The 14,895-nt window shown below is 32.7% G+C and carries 27 protein-coding genes; all 27 read left to right on the top strand.

Annotation, left to right across the window (positions count from 1 at the left end; translation table 11 throughout):
• Positions 1-77: 77 nt before the first annotated feature.
• Positions 78-512 (top strand): hypothetical protein, encoded by a 435-nt coding sequence (locus D1B32_RS11880; RefSeq protein WP_118889491.1) that lies wholly within the window; start codon positions 78-80, stop codon positions 510-512.
• 18 nt (positions 513-530) lie between these two features.
• Positions 531-1,193: a RadC family protein gene (gene radC / locus D1B32_RS11875; RefSeq protein WP_118889490.1), complete on the top strand. Its 663-nt coding sequence runs from the start codon at positions 531-533 to the stop codon at positions 1,191-1,193.
• A gap of 74 nt (positions 1,194-1,267) precedes the next feature.
• Complete coding sequence (locus tag D1B32_RS11870) at positions 1,268-2,173, top strand: hypothetical protein (RefSeq protein ID WP_118889489.1); 906 nt, start codon at positions 1,268-1,270, stop codon at positions 2,171-2,173.
• Between the two features lie 149 nt (positions 2,174-2,322).
• Positions 2,323-4,179, top strand: a complete 1,857-nt coding sequence (locus D1B32_RS11865) for a DEAD/DEAH box helicase (RefSeq protein WP_118889488.1) — start codon at positions 2,323-2,325, stop codon at positions 4,177-4,179.
• 33 nt (positions 4,180-4,212) lie between these two features.
• Positions 4,213-4,554 (top strand): hypothetical protein, encoded by a 342-nt coding sequence (locus tag D1B32_RS11860; RefSeq protein WP_118889487.1) that lies wholly within the window; start codon positions 4,213-4,215, stop codon positions 4,552-4,554.
• A complete protein-coding gene (locus D1B32_RS11855; protein WP_118889486.1) occupies positions 4,547-4,834 on the top strand; it encodes a hypothetical protein in 288 nt (95 codons plus the stop codon). Before D1B32_RS11860 ends, D1B32_RS11855 begins: the two co-directional genes overlap by 8 nt.
• Entirely contained in the window at positions 4,831-5,151 is a 321-nt protein-coding gene (locus D1B32_RS11850; RefSeq protein WP_118889485.1) for a hypothetical protein, read from the top strand. Before D1B32_RS11855 ends, D1B32_RS11850 begins: the two co-directional genes overlap by 4 nt.
• Position 5,152: 1 nt before the next feature.
• A complete protein-coding gene (locus D1B32_RS23785) occupies positions 5,153-5,317 on the top strand; it encodes a hypothetical protein (protein ID WP_158586256.1) in 165 nt (54 codons plus the stop codon).
• Between the two features lie 20 nt (positions 5,318-5,337).
• Positions 5,338-6,141, top strand: coding sequence for a ThiF family adenylyltransferase (locus D1B32_RS11845; RefSeq protein WP_118889484.1), 804 nt, complete (start codon positions 5,338-5,340; stop codon positions 6,139-6,141).
• Positions 6,138-6,467 carry a hypothetical protein gene (locus D1B32_RS11840; protein ID WP_118889483.1) on the top strand — a complete coding sequence of 110 codons (330 nt, stop codon included), beginning with the start codon at positions 6,138-6,140 and terminating at the stop codon, positions 6,465-6,467. Before D1B32_RS11845 ends, D1B32_RS11840 begins: the two co-directional genes overlap by 4 nt.
• Positions 6,464-6,928, top strand: a complete 465-nt coding sequence (locus D1B32_RS11835; RefSeq protein ID WP_118889482.1) for a hypothetical protein — start codon at positions 6,464-6,466, stop codon at positions 6,926-6,928. The genes D1B32_RS11840 and D1B32_RS11835 overlap by 4 nt, the downstream gene beginning before the upstream one ends.
• Complete coding sequence (locus D1B32_RS11830; protein WP_118889481.1) at positions 6,900-7,586, top strand: hypothetical protein; 687 nt, start codon at positions 6,900-6,902, stop codon at positions 7,584-7,586. Before D1B32_RS11835 ends, D1B32_RS11830 begins: the two co-directional genes overlap by 29 nt.
• 27 nt (positions 7,587-7,613) lie before the next feature.
• Complete coding sequence (locus tag D1B32_RS11825) at positions 7,614-8,039, top strand: hypothetical protein (protein WP_118889480.1); 426 nt, start codon at positions 7,614-7,616, stop codon at positions 8,037-8,039.
• Positions 8,039-8,281 (top strand): hypothetical protein, encoded by a 243-nt coding sequence (locus D1B32_RS11820; RefSeq protein ID WP_118889479.1) that lies wholly within the window; start codon positions 8,039-8,041, stop codon positions 8,279-8,281. The genes D1B32_RS11825 and D1B32_RS11820 overlap by 1 nt, the downstream gene beginning before the upstream one ends.
• A 184-nt stretch (positions 8,282-8,465) precedes the next feature.
• Complete coding sequence (locus tag D1B32_RS11815; protein ID WP_118889478.1) at positions 8,466-8,927, top strand: hypothetical protein; 462 nt, start codon at positions 8,466-8,468, stop codon at positions 8,925-8,927.
• A 105-nt stretch (positions 8,928-9,032) separates the two neighbouring features.
• The gene (locus tag D1B32_RS23780; RefSeq protein WP_158586255.1) at positions 9,033-9,206 is read left to right on the top strand and encodes a hypothetical protein; all 174 of its coding nucleotides are present in this window, start codon (positions 9,033-9,035) and stop codon (positions 9,204-9,206) included.
• Between the two features lie 94 nt (positions 9,207-9,300).
• Positions 9,301-10,011, top strand: coding sequence for a 3D domain-containing protein (locus D1B32_RS11810; RefSeq protein ID WP_240033781.1), 711 nt, complete (start codon positions 9,301-9,303; stop codon positions 10,009-10,011).
• A 14-nt stretch (positions 10,012-10,025) separates the two neighbouring features.
• The gene (locus D1B32_RS11805) at positions 10,026-10,283 is read left to right on the top strand and encodes a hypothetical protein (RefSeq protein WP_118889477.1); all 258 of its coding nucleotides are present in this window, start codon (positions 10,026-10,028) and stop codon (positions 10,281-10,283) included.
• Between the two features lie 2 nt (positions 10,284-10,285).
• Positions 10,286-10,645 carry a hypothetical protein gene (locus tag D1B32_RS11800; RefSeq protein ID WP_118889476.1) on the top strand — a complete coding sequence of 120 codons (360 nt, stop codon included), beginning with the start codon at positions 10,286-10,288 and terminating at the stop codon, positions 10,643-10,645.
• Positions 10,645-10,827 (top strand): hypothetical protein, encoded by a 183-nt coding sequence (locus D1B32_RS11795; RefSeq protein WP_118889475.1) that lies wholly within the window; start codon positions 10,645-10,647, stop codon positions 10,825-10,827. The genes D1B32_RS11800 and D1B32_RS11795 overlap by 1 nt, the downstream gene beginning before the upstream one ends.
• A gap of 63 nt (positions 10,828-10,890) precedes the next feature.
• Positions 10,891-11,601 (top strand): single-stranded DNA-binding protein, encoded by a 711-nt coding sequence (locus tag D1B32_RS11790; RefSeq protein WP_118889474.1) that lies wholly within the window; start codon positions 10,891-10,893, stop codon positions 11,599-11,601.
• A gap of 16 nt (positions 11,602-11,617) precedes the next feature.
• Complete coding sequence (locus D1B32_RS11785; RefSeq protein ID WP_118889473.1) at positions 11,618-11,971, top strand: hypothetical protein; 354 nt, start codon at positions 11,618-11,620, stop codon at positions 11,969-11,971.
• A 2-nt stretch (positions 11,972-11,973) separates the two neighbouring features.
• Positions 11,974-13,083, top strand: coding sequence for a recombinase RecA (gene recA / locus D1B32_RS11780; RefSeq protein WP_118889472.1), 1,110 nt, complete (start codon positions 11,974-11,976; stop codon positions 13,081-13,083).
• Between the two features lie 14 nt (positions 13,084-13,097).
• Complete coding sequence (locus D1B32_RS24035; RefSeq protein WP_118889471.1) at positions 13,098-13,727, top strand: uracil-DNA glycosylase family protein; 630 nt, start codon at positions 13,098-13,100, stop codon at positions 13,725-13,727.
• A complete protein-coding gene (locus D1B32_RS11770; RefSeq protein ID WP_118889470.1) occupies positions 13,618-13,893 on the top strand; it encodes a MerR family transcriptional regulator in 276 nt (91 codons plus the stop codon). Before D1B32_RS24035 ends, D1B32_RS11770 begins: the two co-directional genes overlap by 110 nt.
• 166 nt (positions 13,894-14,059) lie before the next feature.
• Complete coding sequence (locus D1B32_RS11765; protein ID WP_118889469.1) at positions 14,060-14,605, top strand: hypothetical protein; 546 nt, start codon at positions 14,060-14,062, stop codon at positions 14,603-14,605.
• Between the two features lie 12 nt (positions 14,606-14,617).
• The gene (locus D1B32_RS11760; RefSeq protein WP_118889468.1) at positions 14,618-14,893 is read left to right on the top strand and encodes a hypothetical protein; all 276 of its coding nucleotides are present in this window, start codon (positions 14,618-14,620) and stop codon (positions 14,891-14,893) included.
• The last annotated feature ends 2 nt before the right edge of the window (positions 14,894-14,895 follow it).

Raw genomic sequence — 14,895 nt, 5'->3', positions numbered from 1 at the left:
ATTGATATTTCTCCCTTTCTTGTTAATTTTACATGCTTTAGAAGATATAATTAGAAATAAATTTAGGAGGAGATAATATGTCTCAAGTTGAAAATAAAGTGCGTATGGCTACTACAGTATGTTCAAAATGTAAAACAACTGTTCAATTAGATCTTGGTGATTTAAGCTATGATGAAGCTATCAAAATGATTGATACTCTTGACAATTCAAATCGTGAGTTCCCAGGTTTTCATGTTGAATTTGGCGGTTGGAGAAAGCGTTGGGATTTAGATAATGCTTTCGATTTAGCCTATACAGAAAAAGAAAAGTTTGGTTCAACTATCGTTCATACGATTGAAATTCTATCAGAAAATGAAGGTAAGAAAACATTTGAAGGATTTGACTGCTCTAAGGAAGCAGATAGATATTTAGGAAGCATAATGAGTAAACCTAATGCATTACAAAGAAATCGTATTTACTATATTGAGAAGAATCGTGTTGGAGAAATCATTGATAAAGATACTATCTATTAAATCCAAGGAAGTGATTACATGTCAATATTTGTGAAAGAAGCAAAAGCACACTATATGAGTAAAGGTTATGAATTTGAACATTTAACGAATAGGGAGCTACTTACTTTGATAATTGGCCAGCTTCCTAAAAAATCTATGACAGATGATATCGTATCTACATTGATTCAGTTAGATGAAAAAATTGGTATGTTGGAATTATCTTATCATGACTTGATTTCTATCAATGGAGTGGGGGAAGCACTTGCATCTAGGATTCTTTCATCTATTGAATTAGGAAAGCGACTAGTTAAACGTGAAAAGCAATCAAATCAATTTATTTTAAATATTCCAGATGCTGTAGATTACTTTCATTATATTAAACATTATAAACAAGAACATTTTGTTGTTTTATTTCTAGATACTAAACATAAAGTCATTGGTGAGAAAACAATCTTCAAGGGTTCTTTAAATGCATGTCTTGTTCATCCCAGAGAGGTGTATAAAGAAGCTTTAAGAATGTCATCAGCTAGTATAATTATTGGACATAATCATCCAAGCCAGAGTCCAACAATTTCACCTGAAGACATTAAATCAACACAAAGAATGCAAAAGGCAGGGGAAGTTGTAGGTATAGAGCTTATAGATCACATTGTAATTGCTGGTGAAAAGTATGCTTCCTTTAGAGAAAAAGGATACTTTTAAACTTGTATAAGTAACGCATTACAATCAATAGAAGAATCAACATAATAAAAAACAAATAATTGGAGATGATATACATGTCAGCTATTTTAAATCAAATTAAAGAAATGGTATCTAAAAATATAAATGTAGAAGTTCACAATACACCTCAATATGGGAAGTATCCAGTAGTTGTTAGAGATAACTCAACTAGTATTACTTCTGGATGGGAGCTTCTTTATAAAATTGATAAATCTAAATTTAATGGTAGAGCAATGGATTACTTTGGTCACTTCTCAGAAGTTCGTATTCCTCAATTTAATAATCTATATACACTGGTGCAACAGGTATACTCACAATTTAAACAAGGAGTTAATGTTGAACAGCGATATGATACAAACTTTGCTACTTATCAGCCTAATGAAAAGTTGTGGTTTACTGCTTTAGAGAGGAAGAATGGAGTAAACATTAAGTTAACGATAACAGATGATGCTTCACCTCTTCATTTATTATCAATTAATTTCTTTATTACAATTTCAAATGAGACAAATCAACCTTATCTTGTAGGTTATGATTCTGCTTATAACCAACAAGCAGATGTATTTGTTGATCGATATAACGCTCAAATGTTACCTAAGAAAAAACGTTATGTTCCAATCTATAAAAATGATGGCATCTCTACAATTAAAGCCGCTGGTCAAGTTAATCAGCAGGGACTTGTTCAAATTGATGAAGTGACAACGGATATTGTATATCTTCAAGAGACATCAAATGAGCGTCAATTACTTGCATCTGTATATGAAAAAGCAATCATTGAGATTGTCCTTGAGAAATCTAATGAATTGTTTACGTCAAATGAATCAGGCTCGAATTGGAATAATCAAATACCTTCCAATTCTCCTTTTAATATGCAGCAGCCTGTTAATGCATTTAATAATGTACAATCAAATACAGCTCCTAATGCTTTTACACAAAATATGGTCCCAACAGGTAATGTATTTTAGGATAATAAACTATATAATGCGTTACATGATGATTGTAGCGCATTATATAGCCTCTAATAAACTTTTTCCTCTAAATATCTCCTATTTTTATTTGCTTTCTCAAAAGTTCTGTTATAATAGTTTTAGTTATGTTTGGAGGTGAATCTTTTTTGATTCAAGTTCGAAAACAATATGGGAACATATATGTCCGTATTCTTGATAATATGGAAACATTTGAATATACATTAGAAAAAATACGTAATATTAGACAAAGATCATTTAAGGCAAGTACTGGTGAGTGGATGTTTCCTCAAGAGACAATTGAAGACCTACTTCATGAATTTGGTAATCAAATTGTTTGGATGCAGCCGTTAGAAGAAATAGTAAAAGATTTACCTGTTAAACAAGAGTTAGTAACAAAGCATCTAAAGTGGAAAGATGAGCATGATTTTAAAAATTGGCTTTTACAGCCGTATGGGTATCAAAAAGTGGGTGCTCACTTCTTAGCAGATCGAGGAAATGCTGCTATATTTGATGGCGTAGGGTTAGGTAAAACGAATCAAGTCCTTGGATCTTGTCAAATATTATTTAATCAAGGTAAAGCTAAACAAGCACTAATCGTTACACTAAGTAGCATTAAGCGACAATGGGCTAAAGAGGTCACTAAGTTTATGGGTGAGTCAGCTATACCTGTTTACGGAATACCTTCACAGCGAGAAAAGCAAATGAAGCAATTTAAGAAGGATAAAAGTTGTCGCTTTTTAATTATCAATTATGAAATGCTACGTAATCAAAAGTATTTAAAGCTAATTCATTCTATGAATTTTGATATTGTTGCTTTAGATGAAGCTCAAAAAATAAAAACTGGTGTAACCGATAAAATGTTGAATCTTAACCCATCACAAAATGCTGAAGGAGCTTATAAGTTAACTAATATTCCATATAGGATAATTGCTACGGCTACACCAATACAATCAAAAGCAGAGGAAATTTGGAGCTTATACCATTTCATAAATGAAGACATATTAGGTCCATGGGAGTATTTTAGAGAAAGATACTGTAAATATCATCCACGCTTTGGAATAAACGGCTATCAAAATGAAGGAGAATTATACTATCGTATTGCTCCTCACTTTATTCGAAGAACTAAAGAGATGCCAGAAATTCAACAACAGCTGCCAAAAGTGAAACATGACCATATCTTCCTGGAGACTACCGCTACACAGGAGAAAATAGAATCCTACTTATTGGATAAGATTGAAGAAATAAAAGATCAGTCTCGTAGCTCACCACCTAATGGGAAAGTTATTAATGGACAGCTTATGTATGGTGAACAATTGCAAGAGTATTATGATGGTCTGATACAAGGTTATACGAGTTTCTTATTAACTAATACAGATTCCCCAGAGCTATTTAAAATGTCGGAATCATCGTTAGCTCATAATATGATAAGTGAATTGAGCCTAACTGATAATGAGATGAAAAAGTCTCCAAAATTAGAACAATTAATTGATTTCTTTAAGCAACTGGAACATGATGAGCCAAATGCTAAAGTTGTTATCTTTTCTAGATTCGAAAGAATGGTTCGTCTTATTTATAATCAGATTCCTAATAGCGTCATGTATTCAGGTGAAATATCTGAGCGGGATAAGGAATATGCTAAAGAGCAATTTGTTAATAATCCATATTGTAAAGTCTTTGTTGGTACTGATTCTGCTTCTACTGGTTTGAACTTGCAGGTGGCAGCATACTTAATTCATATTGATATGCCTTGGGATCCAACAATGATTGAACAACGTAATGGGCGAATTGACCGTACAGGGAATCCGAATCCGAATATCACAATTATGTATTATGTGATGGGAGAAACATATGAAGAGGATTTGATTCAAACATTGGAAAGAAAAGCTTCACTAGCATCGTCTATATTGGAAGGTGGAAGAATGAAGCCATCATCACAAGACTTTACTAAATTAGCATTAAATAAAATGCTAAAGCGAAAAGAGAAAGCTAAAAATAGAGGTTGACTAACTAATCAACCTCTTGAAAGGAGAATTAGAATGAGTGAACACTTGGAAGAAGCAAAACTTGTAGTCTTAAGTATGATAGATGCTATTAGAGAAGAGTGGGGTATGGAAGATTCCGATATCGAAAAGGCAGAATATGTAATTCAACAAGCAGAACGTGTGAAAGAGTTAGAGAATTTAAGGCTAAAAGATTTAACAAAGATGGGAAAATTAGCCGACATGATTAATGATTTGCGGGATGAAAATCAGAACTACAAGCGGGCCTTGGAAAACATACGAAAAGAAGCAATTGAACATAAAAAAGATGGATACAGCATACAGCATTGGGCACTTATTAAACAAATTAACTTAGCATTGGAGGGGTTAAATGACTGAGGAGGAAGTATTGACAGGAATAAGAGAAAAACATTTATCAGAAGTTACTTCACTTGAACTAGTATGGCTATATAAACAGGTAGATGAAAAAATAAAGTTGAAAGAAAGATTTGAAGTTTTATCAGAACACCATAATCAAGCTCTTGAAGATATTCAGCTCTATAATTTAGTCTTGCAGTTTTATGCTGATGGACGTAACTACCTGGAGGGTTTTTTACCATCATCTATCAAACTTGATGGTGGACGTAAAGCAAGTAAATTATTGGAGGCTATGAAATGAGTCAGCATTTAGAAGAAATGGCAAGAAAGATTCAAAACAATGTGATGGAAATCATGGAAGTGTTACAGCAGAAAGATGAACTATCAGAACAAGTAGATAAGCTAGAAGGAGTATTTAAATCACATGCTCCTGAAGGCCGTAATTATACAAATCATCAATATATAACTTTACTATTAAAGAATAGTCGTTATCTGAAAGGATTAAAACAATTACAAAAAGATTTATATGACCATGATAAGTATCGAGGACGAATCTCTAAAGGCACAATACATGAATTAGATTTGCAAATAGATGATATTTTAGAAGGAGAATCTTGAAATGAAAGAAATATCATTTTCGATAAACACAATTATTGAGCGGGCTTACGATGATGAAAAAGAATGCATTGAAGATGAGTCTTCAATGAAATTAAATAATTTTAGAGTAATTGAAGAAAATCATGATATCTATAAATATTATCGTAAATATAAAATGACTATTTAATGTTGTGAAAGGAGCCTGAAATGTATTACCCAACAATAGACTTATCTTCTAACTACTCACGAAATTTTTTCAATATTGTTCAAGTAGGTGCTGGTGGAAATGGTGGTTATTTGGTTCAACGTTTATCTAAATTACTATATGCTCTTTCAGAAAAGGATAAGAACCTTGAGTTCTCCTATAAAATTATTGATGGAGATATCGTCGAGCCAAAAAATCTACAAAGACAGCCATTTATTAGCCAAGATTTAGACCAGCCAAAAGCAAAAGTATTAGCTGAGAGATACAGTAATGCATATCAGATTCCAATTTTTTATAAAGATGAATATATTAACTCACCTGATAACTTACATGAACTTTTTAATATTGAATATTCATTCGGTTCTCCTATTCAAATTTTAATCGGTTGTGTCGATAATAATGCAAGTAGGCAGATTATGCATAAGTATTTCGAATCATCTAATACGATAATTTATTTAGATAGTGGTATTGACTCTGTAGATCCAGAAGCATCCAAAGAAAGTGGGTATTCAGGTCAAGTAGTCTGCGGCTATCGAAGGAGTTCTAAAACCATTCTTGCTCCTGTCGGAGGTGTATATGAGAACATTTTGACTGACAAAGATTCTCGTCTTCCAATGGAAGCTTGCGGTCAACAAGTAGTTAATTACCCTCAGCGTATGCAAACAAATGAGATGGCTGCTCTTATTATGAATGGTTATTTAAATACTATTCTTGCAGACCATGAAATTGTATCGCATTACACAAATTTTAATGCTCGTAATAATATTGTTTCACCAACTTATTTAACAAAGGACATGGTTTCATGAAACAAGAATTTAATTTATCTGCTTTTGGTAAGAAAATATGTAATACAACTTCCTTAGATAGTGAAAGAGTTCATATCTATGATCGGTTATTAACAATGGATGATATTATTTCTAGAAATTCGATGATAACAGAGGATTTCTTGTCTAATTTTTCAGAAGAAGATTTAGAGTGGTATTTTGACTTTATAACTTATTGGCCTTCAATGGAGATGACTTTAGAGCCTGAAGATTATGACCATGAAATTCTTCAACAAGAAAAAATAATTACATGTATTAATGAACTGTCAAGGATGAAGGGAATCCAAAGGAGTGTTGCATTCATATGATATCAGAAGAGTTTAGGTTAGATATGTTAGAAAGAGTTCAAGTCATTCAAATGAGTAAGATGATGCATGTAAATAATTATGCAATTGAATACTTTAATTACAATAGTACTTCACCATATCATGCATTTAAACTTTATCTAGATCAAATAATAACAAGATATCCTATTATTGAGTTTAACGAATTGGAGGATGTTATAGATATTGGATTCATTCTTAATTTTGTTATATCAGATTGTATAAAGGATCAAAAAGGATTTTTAGAGGATTTAAGAGATGCTATCCATTCTTCCTTTGACTTTTCAATGACAGGAGAAGCAAAATATACAAGTAATGGGATTGAAATCCTATTGGAAGATTCTATGTCATTCTTTCCATTACTATCTAATACTCAAAATTTTCTTAAAGAGTTTTATTTGAAGGAGGGGAGTATAGTTGAACAAAGCAACCATCATACTAAATGAGTTTAAGCCAGCTCAAGTTATAATTGAAAAGGCAGGTGCGAAGCATGAAATTTATATGAATGTTCAAGATCTTGTTCAGCAACTTATTGAATCTATGAAGGCTGATGATGATATAGAAGTTATTGAGAAGCCAACTCCTGTAGTTGTATCTCCATCTCTTCCTATGAATACTGTAAAATATTCAAAACTTAGCGATGAAACTGATATTGTTTTCTTAAACCATCCAGAAGTGAATGTGGATATTAGATATCATAATCATTCTTTTGAACAAGTACCTGTTCCAAATTTAGTGTTTGCTTTATTTGTGAGAAATAATCGTATTGTTAATAAATACGTGTTTTGCTATAAAGATCGTTTCTTACGTGATGAATCACTTTTATATATTTTTCCATATGCAAATGTTTTTGAAGGGAATGGTTCACTATGTTATTACAATAATCAAGAAGTAAAGGACCTTGTTCAATTGCAAACCTACCCGATGACTTGGTTATCGGAACCATTTAATGATCATTTGTATCATCAAGGCAGTACAAATAAGTTCAATAAGCCATTACGTCAAATTTTAGAAGAAACGCAACATACAAAATTTGATTATAGCAAGCTAAAAGAAACAGGTAAAACATTTGCAGGCTGGAGCACTTCATTAATAGTAAATTAATCAATACAATAAAAAAGGAGAATTTATATGTCACAATTAGAATTTGAAAATGAAAAAGAACAAGAGGTAACTTTTGGTACACAGTTAGAGCAAATAGATTCAGATGAAAAGAAAGATGATAATGCTGCAGAAACAAATGAGGAATCAGTTAACGTAGAAGAAAACGGTCAGTTTTCGTTATTTGATGCTCCTGAAGAGAAAAAAGAGGAACCTAAGAAGAAGAAATCTTCAAATGCAAAGAAAGCTAAGCCAGAAGATAAGGTTGATACAGAGTACACTGTTTATTATGCTGGACACCAAGTACCTGTTCCTGAAAGCGATATGACATTAGAAACTTTACGCTCTTATTTAGAAATGGACTTTCCAGAGCTATCTAAGGAACGAACAGAAATGTTAATTGATAAAAAAGAAAAGCAGGTTGTCCCTGTTGTAAAAGGAGCTAAAAAAGGATAATGAGTATTCCTAATTTTAAATTTCCTACAGAAGTAGATTTTGAAAAAATGGAAAGAGATGAATATGCTGCAGCAAAGAATAACAAAGAGAATATGTCTTATTGGCTTCCAAAAATTGAAACTTCAAATACAAGAAATAAATCATCATTAAAAATACCTAAAACAAAAACAGAAAAACTTGATTTCAACACTATTCAATGGTTAAGATCCGACTCTTACTCTAAAGAAGCGTTGATGTTATGAAAAATGGAAATAAAATTTGGATCATAGATATGGCTCGCATGCAAAGAAGTGCATTAGTTAATCGAATGGAGCCTGTAACAATACCAGAAGGTTATATTATGTCTAATGAAGAATAGACATTATTATTTGAAACTGTTATAATACCACATGAAATGCATTACCATAAAAATAGAGGAGTGTTTAAATGTTTCAATTAGAAAATTCTTTAGCAGACGAAAAACGTATTATAAATTTTTTGTCACAAATCGGTATTAATTTAATGGAAGAAGAGACTGTTGATAAGAAAGAAGATTTGTATACAATCTATGATGTAGTTAATCATCCTGTTATTAATGAGACTTTTATTGGAAAGAACACTGGATTCGAGTTTAAAAAGGTTGTCGTGGATGATAAAGTTCATTATATGACACTTGACGGTAGCCCTATCAAATTGACAGAAGACTTAATGAACGATGTGTTTAAAAAGAAAGAGACTGATATTATGGTTTCTTACGAAGATGCACATAATGCTTTCCTAAAAGGGAAGAAAATAGCTTTGGATTATGAAGATAGGTCATTTACATTTGATCCTACAAAATTAAGAACAACAGATTTCGTAGTTCCATTTGACTCTGCACTTACAGGGGTATGGTATATCTTAAATTAAAGGATTGAAACTTTATAATAGATTGTTTTCTACACATATATACATAGCCTAATAGGGTTTTTAATTCCTTATTAGGCTATGTTAATTTAAGGAGGTATTCTACCTATGATAGTTTATATAACTCCTATAGATTATCACTATTTTAAAACAGGGTTATTATCTTTAGGGTATAAAAGTAAACCATCGTTTGACCAGGAATTTAAAAAAATAACTGTACTGACAGATGAAATTGTAGATGATTTGGGAGATAGTAGATTACTGTTAACAAAAAGAGTGTAATGTATTTCATTTTATTTTATGTAATGTATTGCATAAACCTATGGAAAGTGATAACATAGTGTCAGATGCAGGGGAGATTAAAAGGAGTTCTATTATGAAGAAACTGCAAGGAAAAGCGATTATTGTCACTGTAATTGCGCTGATTACGCTTAGTGTCGCTTCATATCACCTCTATTCTCTAATAAATGCTCATATACAGCTAAAAAGGGAACATGAAAATGTCATAGAAATGAACAAGTCTTACCAAGAAGCTCTGAATGATTTAGAGCAAAAAAAGAAAAATGTTGAACGTTCATTACTTGAAGCTGAACAAGAGATTGAGGATAAAAATTCAACATTGAAAGAGCGGCAACAAAAGATTGATGGTTTAAAAGAAGAGCGTCAATCTTTGGAGCAGGATATTAAAAAGTTGAAAAGTGATTTAGAAGCAAAACAAGAAGTAAAATCTGCTAAAGAGAGTAATCTACAACTGTTATCCCATGAGACTAGTAAGGATGAAGAGTGGAGAACTTTTACAGCAACGTATTATGATGCTAACTATCAATCAACTGGCAAAAATCCAGGAGACATTGGATATGGTGTAACTGCTAGTGGAAAGAAGGTAGAATCTGGAGTGACAATAGCCGTAGATCCTGATGTTATTCCACTTGGTTCATGGGTAATGATTAAATACCCAGATGGCAGCACTGAAAAGCGAAGAGCTGATGATACTGGGTCTGCTATCCAAGGACATAAGGTTGATATTTATATTAACCAGGCATCTATTACAAGTGGAAAGCATCAAGTTCAACTAAAGATACTATAAAGGAGATGTCTGTCTTGGGTAGAGATGAGCAAGAACTTAATTTTTTAAAAGAAGTGCTTCCAGATGAAAACGAAGAGGAAAATAAAGTAAAGCTTACCATGTTTGAAGAAGGTTCATTACTTCCTTCAAAAGATGAAATGATTTTTTCTTCTTATATGTTAACAAATGCAATGCTTAATTTATTACTTCAAAACAAGTTTATAAACCAAGAAGATTTATCTATGATTTTAGAAGAACTTCATCGTCAAATGAAGGGTGATAGGGGGAATTAATTTTGTTCGAGAAGTTGGAAAAATATGCGACTCATTTTTCAGAGCAAATTAAGAATGAGTGTAATCATCTTGATTCTGTTGTGGTAGCAGGAAAAATTTTATCAATAATACCTCCTATTACAGATGACATCAAGCTGCTTTCATCACATTATATCTTAGAATTAGATGATCATGTAGGAACAATATTTATTTTTGTTTCTCCTATGATGAAAAGTAATTTTGATTTTATTGAAGTTGGAAACTACCTTACTTTTAATGGATATGTGAATGTTCTCCTTCGGAAAATTAAAGATGACTATAAAAAAGATTACTCTATTGTTGCTTTTGATGCTGCAGTATTGGACATTAAAGAAGCATCTTAATGAGAAATGTGCTTATTTTTCCTGAAGGATATGAAATAGATTTCATGTATCCAAAAGATAAAGATTTAGAAGTCGATTTAGAACTTGAAGTTAAGACTAATAAAGGTCTTGAAAAGGTAAAAATCTTTGATATTAAAATTCAAGGAAATTCAATATATTACTATTTGCAATATGTAAACTAATAACGCCTGTCGGCTAGTTCAGTAGAAAAAATAAAAACTCAAAAACTGAGAGGAGAAATAATTATGAATAACGGATTTAATAACAATGGATTTCAACAGCCACAAGGAGGTTTCCAACAACCTCAAGGAGGGTTTCAACAACCTCAAGGTCAATTTAACCCTAATCAAAATACAGGTGGTAATGGTGGAGGTTCAAATTCACCAAGTTTTTCTGAAATCACAATCATTGCTCGTTTAACAGAAGACCCGAAATCAGAAGTCATGTCAAGTGGTGCAAAAGTCGCAAAAGCAACTATTGCAAACAATCATCGTGGACAAGATGCTCCAACAGATTTTTGGAATATTGAAGTGTGGGTGAATCAAGGTGGAAGATCGTCTACGCATGATTTCCTAATGGATTATTGTAAGTCTGGTCGTCAAGTTTTTGTGAAAGGTATTCCTCATTTGAAACGCAGAAAGCGTCAAAACAATGGTCAAGATGTGTTAGATCCAAATGGTAAAGCAATTTATGACTATTACCCAACAATTCGTGTGAATGAATTAATGGGACTTGGTGCTGGTCAAAATAAAGGTAATAATTCTGGTTCTGGACAGCAACAACAGACACAGCAGAACAATTTCCAAAATCAAGGAAATCCACAGCAGTTCCAAGGACAGCAACCACAAGGTGGGTTTGTACCTCCACAAGGTGGTTTCGGTGGACCAGGTGTAGCTCCTCAACAACCACAAGGACAACAATTTGGACCACCTCAAGGACAGTTCGTAGGACAATAAGGAGAGTTGTTGTCAGATGAGTAGGAAACCAGCTAAGCCAATATATGCCTTTCATCGTTTTTTGAAAGGCATATATGCTTACTATTTAGATAAGGGCGTACCATCAAAAACCGCAAAAGTAAAAATGTTTAAAGAAACGTATGACATTTGTTTTGATTTTGCTAAAGATGAAGAAGAAGCTCCCGATCATGTATTAGTTACAACTATGCAGCATGCGTCTAGACATTTGAATCAACGAGGAGCAGAACTAACAAAAATTGCAAAACAAAACCCAGAGCAATCAGAAGAAATTCGAAAGCTTTTGCAAACCATTAAGCAAGCAAAAGATGCTTCCGATGAATTCATTGCTACATATGAGGGAGTGAAATAATTTTGTCTAACTTTAAAGATATGATGAACAAAAAGTTAGGGGCTGGTACAGTCTTTTCGTTTGAAGATACAGAAAGTGTTAAAGTCCAACCAGTTCCAACTGCTATACCTAGTTTTGATTATGCGCTTGGAATTGGTGGATGGCCACTTGGTAGAGTTATAGAATTATATGGACCAGAATCAAGCGGAAAAACAACAATTGCTCTACAAACTGTTGCTCAATATCAAAAATTAGCTAAAGATCCTAATCACCTTTTCTCCAAAAGACCTAATGTGTGCTATATAGATGCAGAGCACGCTTTAGATCCACTCCATGTTGAGCGTTTAGGAGTAGATGTTTCAGAAGAAACTGGAATGCTTATTAATCAGCCAGATTATGGGGAGCAAGCCTTTGATACTACCGAAGCAATGATTCACTCCGGTGAAGTAGGACTTGTTGTTATTGATTCAGTTGCTGCTCTAACTCCTAAAAAAGAGATTGAAGGAAGTAATGAAGATAATCAAGTGGGTTTACAAGCACGAATGGTATCTAAAGCACTTCGAAAAATTACTGCTCCAGCATTAAAAAACGATGTATTAATTATTTGTATTAATCAGATTCGTGAGAAGGTTGGAGTAATGTACGGAAACCCGGAGACGACTCCAGGAGGCCGTGCATTGAAATTCTTTGCTTCTATTCGAGTAGAAGTAAGAAAGAAAGAAATTAAAAAAGGTGATATGGTTTATGGTCAAACAATGACTCTTTCTGTTAAGAAAAACAAAGTAGCTAGACCATTTACAAAATCTGAAGTTGATTATTACTATGACACCTTATTTGACACATCAAAAGATATTATGAATGTTGCTATTGAAATGGGTATCATTCATCGAAAAGGAGCTTATTACTTCTTAGGAGCAGATCCTGAAGATTCTAAATCTCCTTACTTAGATGAACAAGGTAAAGAATTAAAATGGCAAGGTAAGGATACTTTAGAGAGAGTATTGAAAGAGTCACCTGAATTATTTAAGTATATCAATGATATTGTTCAAGGCCGTATACCAAAAGATGTACAGTTTATCGATGCTACAAGCATGGAAGAAGATATAGAAGAAGAATTACAATTAACTGAATAAAGGAGAGTTCATTTATGAAAGATGATTTTGCATTTGATATGTCAGATATATCTCCTATTATATTTAAACCTGATTATTACAATTCTTATCCTTCCTTTGTTAATAGGAGTAATGGAATTTCTCATTTTCATTTGAAAACAAGTATTATGAGTTGTAGTACGTGTTCATATCATGAAGGAGATTATACATTGCCATTAAACAATATGCATGCATCTTTTATGATTGTGGGTGAGACTCCTTATGATGTTCACTTTGAAACTGAACATGGTCAAATTTTATCTCACATTATTAGACAATTGCATGTAGATTTAGATCATATTTATTTAACCTCTATTAAGAAGTCTGTTGAAGCTGTAGATCCTTGCCATAAGCACCTATCGTCTGAAGTTATCGTCATTCAACCAAAGATGATAGTTGCTCTTGGCTATGGACCGGCAAATTCATTATCTGATCAAATAGATTTTCCTGGTCAAGGAAAAACACTTATTAATGGTTCTGATTTTGTGGTAACACATTCCTTAGAAGATATAATACATGAGCCTTCTAAATACGAGGAATTATTTCAACACATGCAAATGGCTTTTAATCAGTGGCAATTTCGTTTACAGCAACAAAGGAGTGATTACAATTATTCGAGAGTATAAATTGTCAGAAGCAGCGAAAAAAGTTGGAGTTCACAGAGATACCATTATCTACTGGGAAGAAAGAGGTCTAATTCCCAAGCCTAGAAGGAATCCAAAAAACAATTATCGAACATACAATGATAAAGAGATAGAGGAAATTAGAGACATCCGTGGAATTAAAGTTTAATGATACGAAACGATCTATATATTTCCTTTTCTATCGTTATCTCAAATAACATTTAATTTTTAGTGCATAATATTGTAATGCTTTTACAAAATATAAAATGTAATGTATTATAATGGAGGACTTATGTGAATAATAATGTTATCGAAAAAACTGGAGGGGTAATACGATGGCAAGGAATGAGAATGAAATATTAGGTCGCTTAAAGCCAAGTGCTAAGAAAGTGCATGACTATATTCAAGAAAAATCAAAGGAGACTGATGGACGCTTAAGAGAATCAATGGCCAAAATTGGTGAGAACATTGGGTTAAGTGATGCTACAGTTCATCGTAGTGTTCGAATTCTTCAATCTGAAGGTATTATAGGTATAGTCCCTTCAAGTGATAAGACCGAATCGAATGAGATTATATACTATGGTGTTCCAGATGAAGAGAAAGAAGTTAATGACATTCTTACAATGGCTTCAGATCTAAACAGTAGCTTGAATCGCTTTCAGGCACTAATGAAAACAAAAGATGATACAATCCGATCCTTACAAGCTGAAAAAGATCACTTGCTAAAACAAGTTAAAGAGCAACAGGGGTTAATTACAGGGCTTCAAGATATTGTTAAATCATATGAAAATGGTTTATCAATATTGAGTGAAGAGAATATTATTGGCATAACTGAATTGGGCGAAGACACAAAAGCATTAATTTTCAAAGAAAAAAACTGAGGGGTGTACGATTTGTTATCCATAACACATACAACTGGTGCTAGCAGCGAGAAAGTCTTATATTTTGCAAATGAGTTATTTAAAATGATTCAAGAAATAGAGTATCATTCATCAAGCAATGATACTCAACGCTTGATTCAAGAGTTAAAACAAGAGATATCTTTAACTCCATCACTAGCAAGTGAGATAAAAAAAGAATTACAGAATATTTACTTATTTAAGCTTTCTGAAGTTGCTAATGATATCTCTATGGGATCAAGGACAAATGAGGTTGCTAATTTATTTTAATA

The organism is Oceanobacillus profundus, from assembly GCF_003515705.1.
GTDB lineage: Bacteria > Bacillota > Bacilli > Bacillales > Amphibacillaceae > Oceanobacillus > Oceanobacillus profundus.
This window is presented reverse-complemented; position numbering and strand designations above follow the sequence as displayed.

What these genes read in the sequence shown, in the direction of transcription:
- D1B32_RS11840 (WP_118889483.1), top strand. Translation starts at nt 6,138, where the DNA reads ATGAAACAAGAATTTAATTTATCTGCTTTTGGTAAGAAAATATGTAAT.
- D1B32_RS11860 (WP_118889487.1), top strand. Translation starts at nt 4,213, where the DNA reads ATGAGTGAACACTTGGAAGAAGCAAAACTTGTAGTCTTAAGTATGATA.
- D1B32_RS11810 (WP_240033781.1), top strand. Translation starts at nt 9,301, where the DNA reads ATGAAGAAACTGCAAGGAAAAGCGATTATTGTCACTGTAATTGCGCTG.
- D1B32_RS11835 (WP_118889482.1), top strand. Translation starts at nt 6,464, where the DNA reads ATGATATCAGAAGAGTTTAGGTTAGATATGTTAGAAAGAGTTCAAGTC.
- D1B32_RS23785 (WP_158586256.1), top strand. Translation starts at nt 5,153, where the DNA reads ATGAAAGAAATATCATTTTCGATAAACACAATTATTGAGCGGGCTTAC.
- D1B32_RS23780 (WP_158586255.1), top strand. Translation starts at nt 9,033, where the DNA reads ATGATAGTTTATATAACTCCTATAGATTATCACTATTTTAAAACAGGG.
- D1B32_RS11820 (WP_118889479.1), top strand. Translation starts at nt 8,039, where the DNA reads ATGAGTATTCCTAATTTTAAATTTCCTACAGAAGTAGATTTTGAAAAA.
- D1B32_RS11765 (WP_118889469.1), top strand. Translation starts at nt 14,060, where the DNA reads ATGGCAAGGAATGAGAATGAAATATTAGGTCGCTTAAAGCCAAGTGCT.
- D1B32_RS11770 (WP_118889470.1), top strand. Translation starts at nt 13,618, where the DNA reads ATGAGCCTTCTAAATACGAGGAATTATTTCAACACATGCAAATGGCTT.
- radC (WP_118889490.1), top strand. Translation starts at nt 531, where the DNA reads ATGTCAATATTTGTGAAAGAAGCAAAAGCACACTATATGAGTAAAGGT.
- D1B32_RS11815 (WP_118889478.1), top strand. Translation starts at nt 8,466, where the DNA reads ATGTTTCAATTAGAAAATTCTTTAGCAGACGAAAAACGTATTATAAAT.
- D1B32_RS11870 (WP_118889489.1), top strand. Translation starts at nt 1,268, where the DNA reads ATGTCAGCTATTTTAAATCAAATTAAAGAAATGGTATCTAAAAATATA.
- D1B32_RS11795 (WP_118889475.1), top strand. Translation starts at nt 10,645, where the DNA reads ATGAGAAATGTGCTTATTTTTCCTGAAGGATATGAAATAGATTTCATG.
- D1B32_RS11855 (WP_118889486.1), top strand. Translation starts at nt 4,547, where the DNA reads ATGACTGAGGAGGAAGTATTGACAGGAATAAGAGAAAAACATTTATCA.
- D1B32_RS11880 (WP_118889491.1), top strand. Translation starts at nt 78, where the DNA reads ATGTCTCAAGTTGAAAATAAAGTGCGTATGGCTACTACAGTATGTTCA.
- D1B32_RS24035 (WP_118889471.1), top strand. Translation starts at nt 13,098, where the DNA reads ATGAAAGATGATTTTGCATTTGATATGTCAGATATATCTCCTATTATA.
- D1B32_RS11790 (WP_118889474.1), top strand. Translation starts at nt 10,891, where the DNA reads ATGAATAACGGATTTAATAACAATGGATTTCAACAGCCACAAGGAGGT.
- D1B32_RS11785 (WP_118889473.1), top strand. Translation starts at nt 11,618, where the DNA reads ATGAGTAGGAAACCAGCTAAGCCAATATATGCCTTTCATCGTTTTTTG.
- D1B32_RS11825 (WP_118889480.1), top strand. Translation starts at nt 7,614, where the DNA reads ATGTCACAATTAGAATTTGAAAATGAAAAAGAACAAGAGGTAACTTTT.
- D1B32_RS11850 (WP_118889485.1), top strand. Translation starts at nt 4,831, where the DNA reads ATGAGTCAGCATTTAGAAGAAATGGCAAGAAAGATTCAAAACAATGTG.
- D1B32_RS11845 (WP_118889484.1), top strand. Translation starts at nt 5,338, where the DNA reads ATGTATTACCCAACAATAGACTTATCTTCTAACTACTCACGAAATTTT.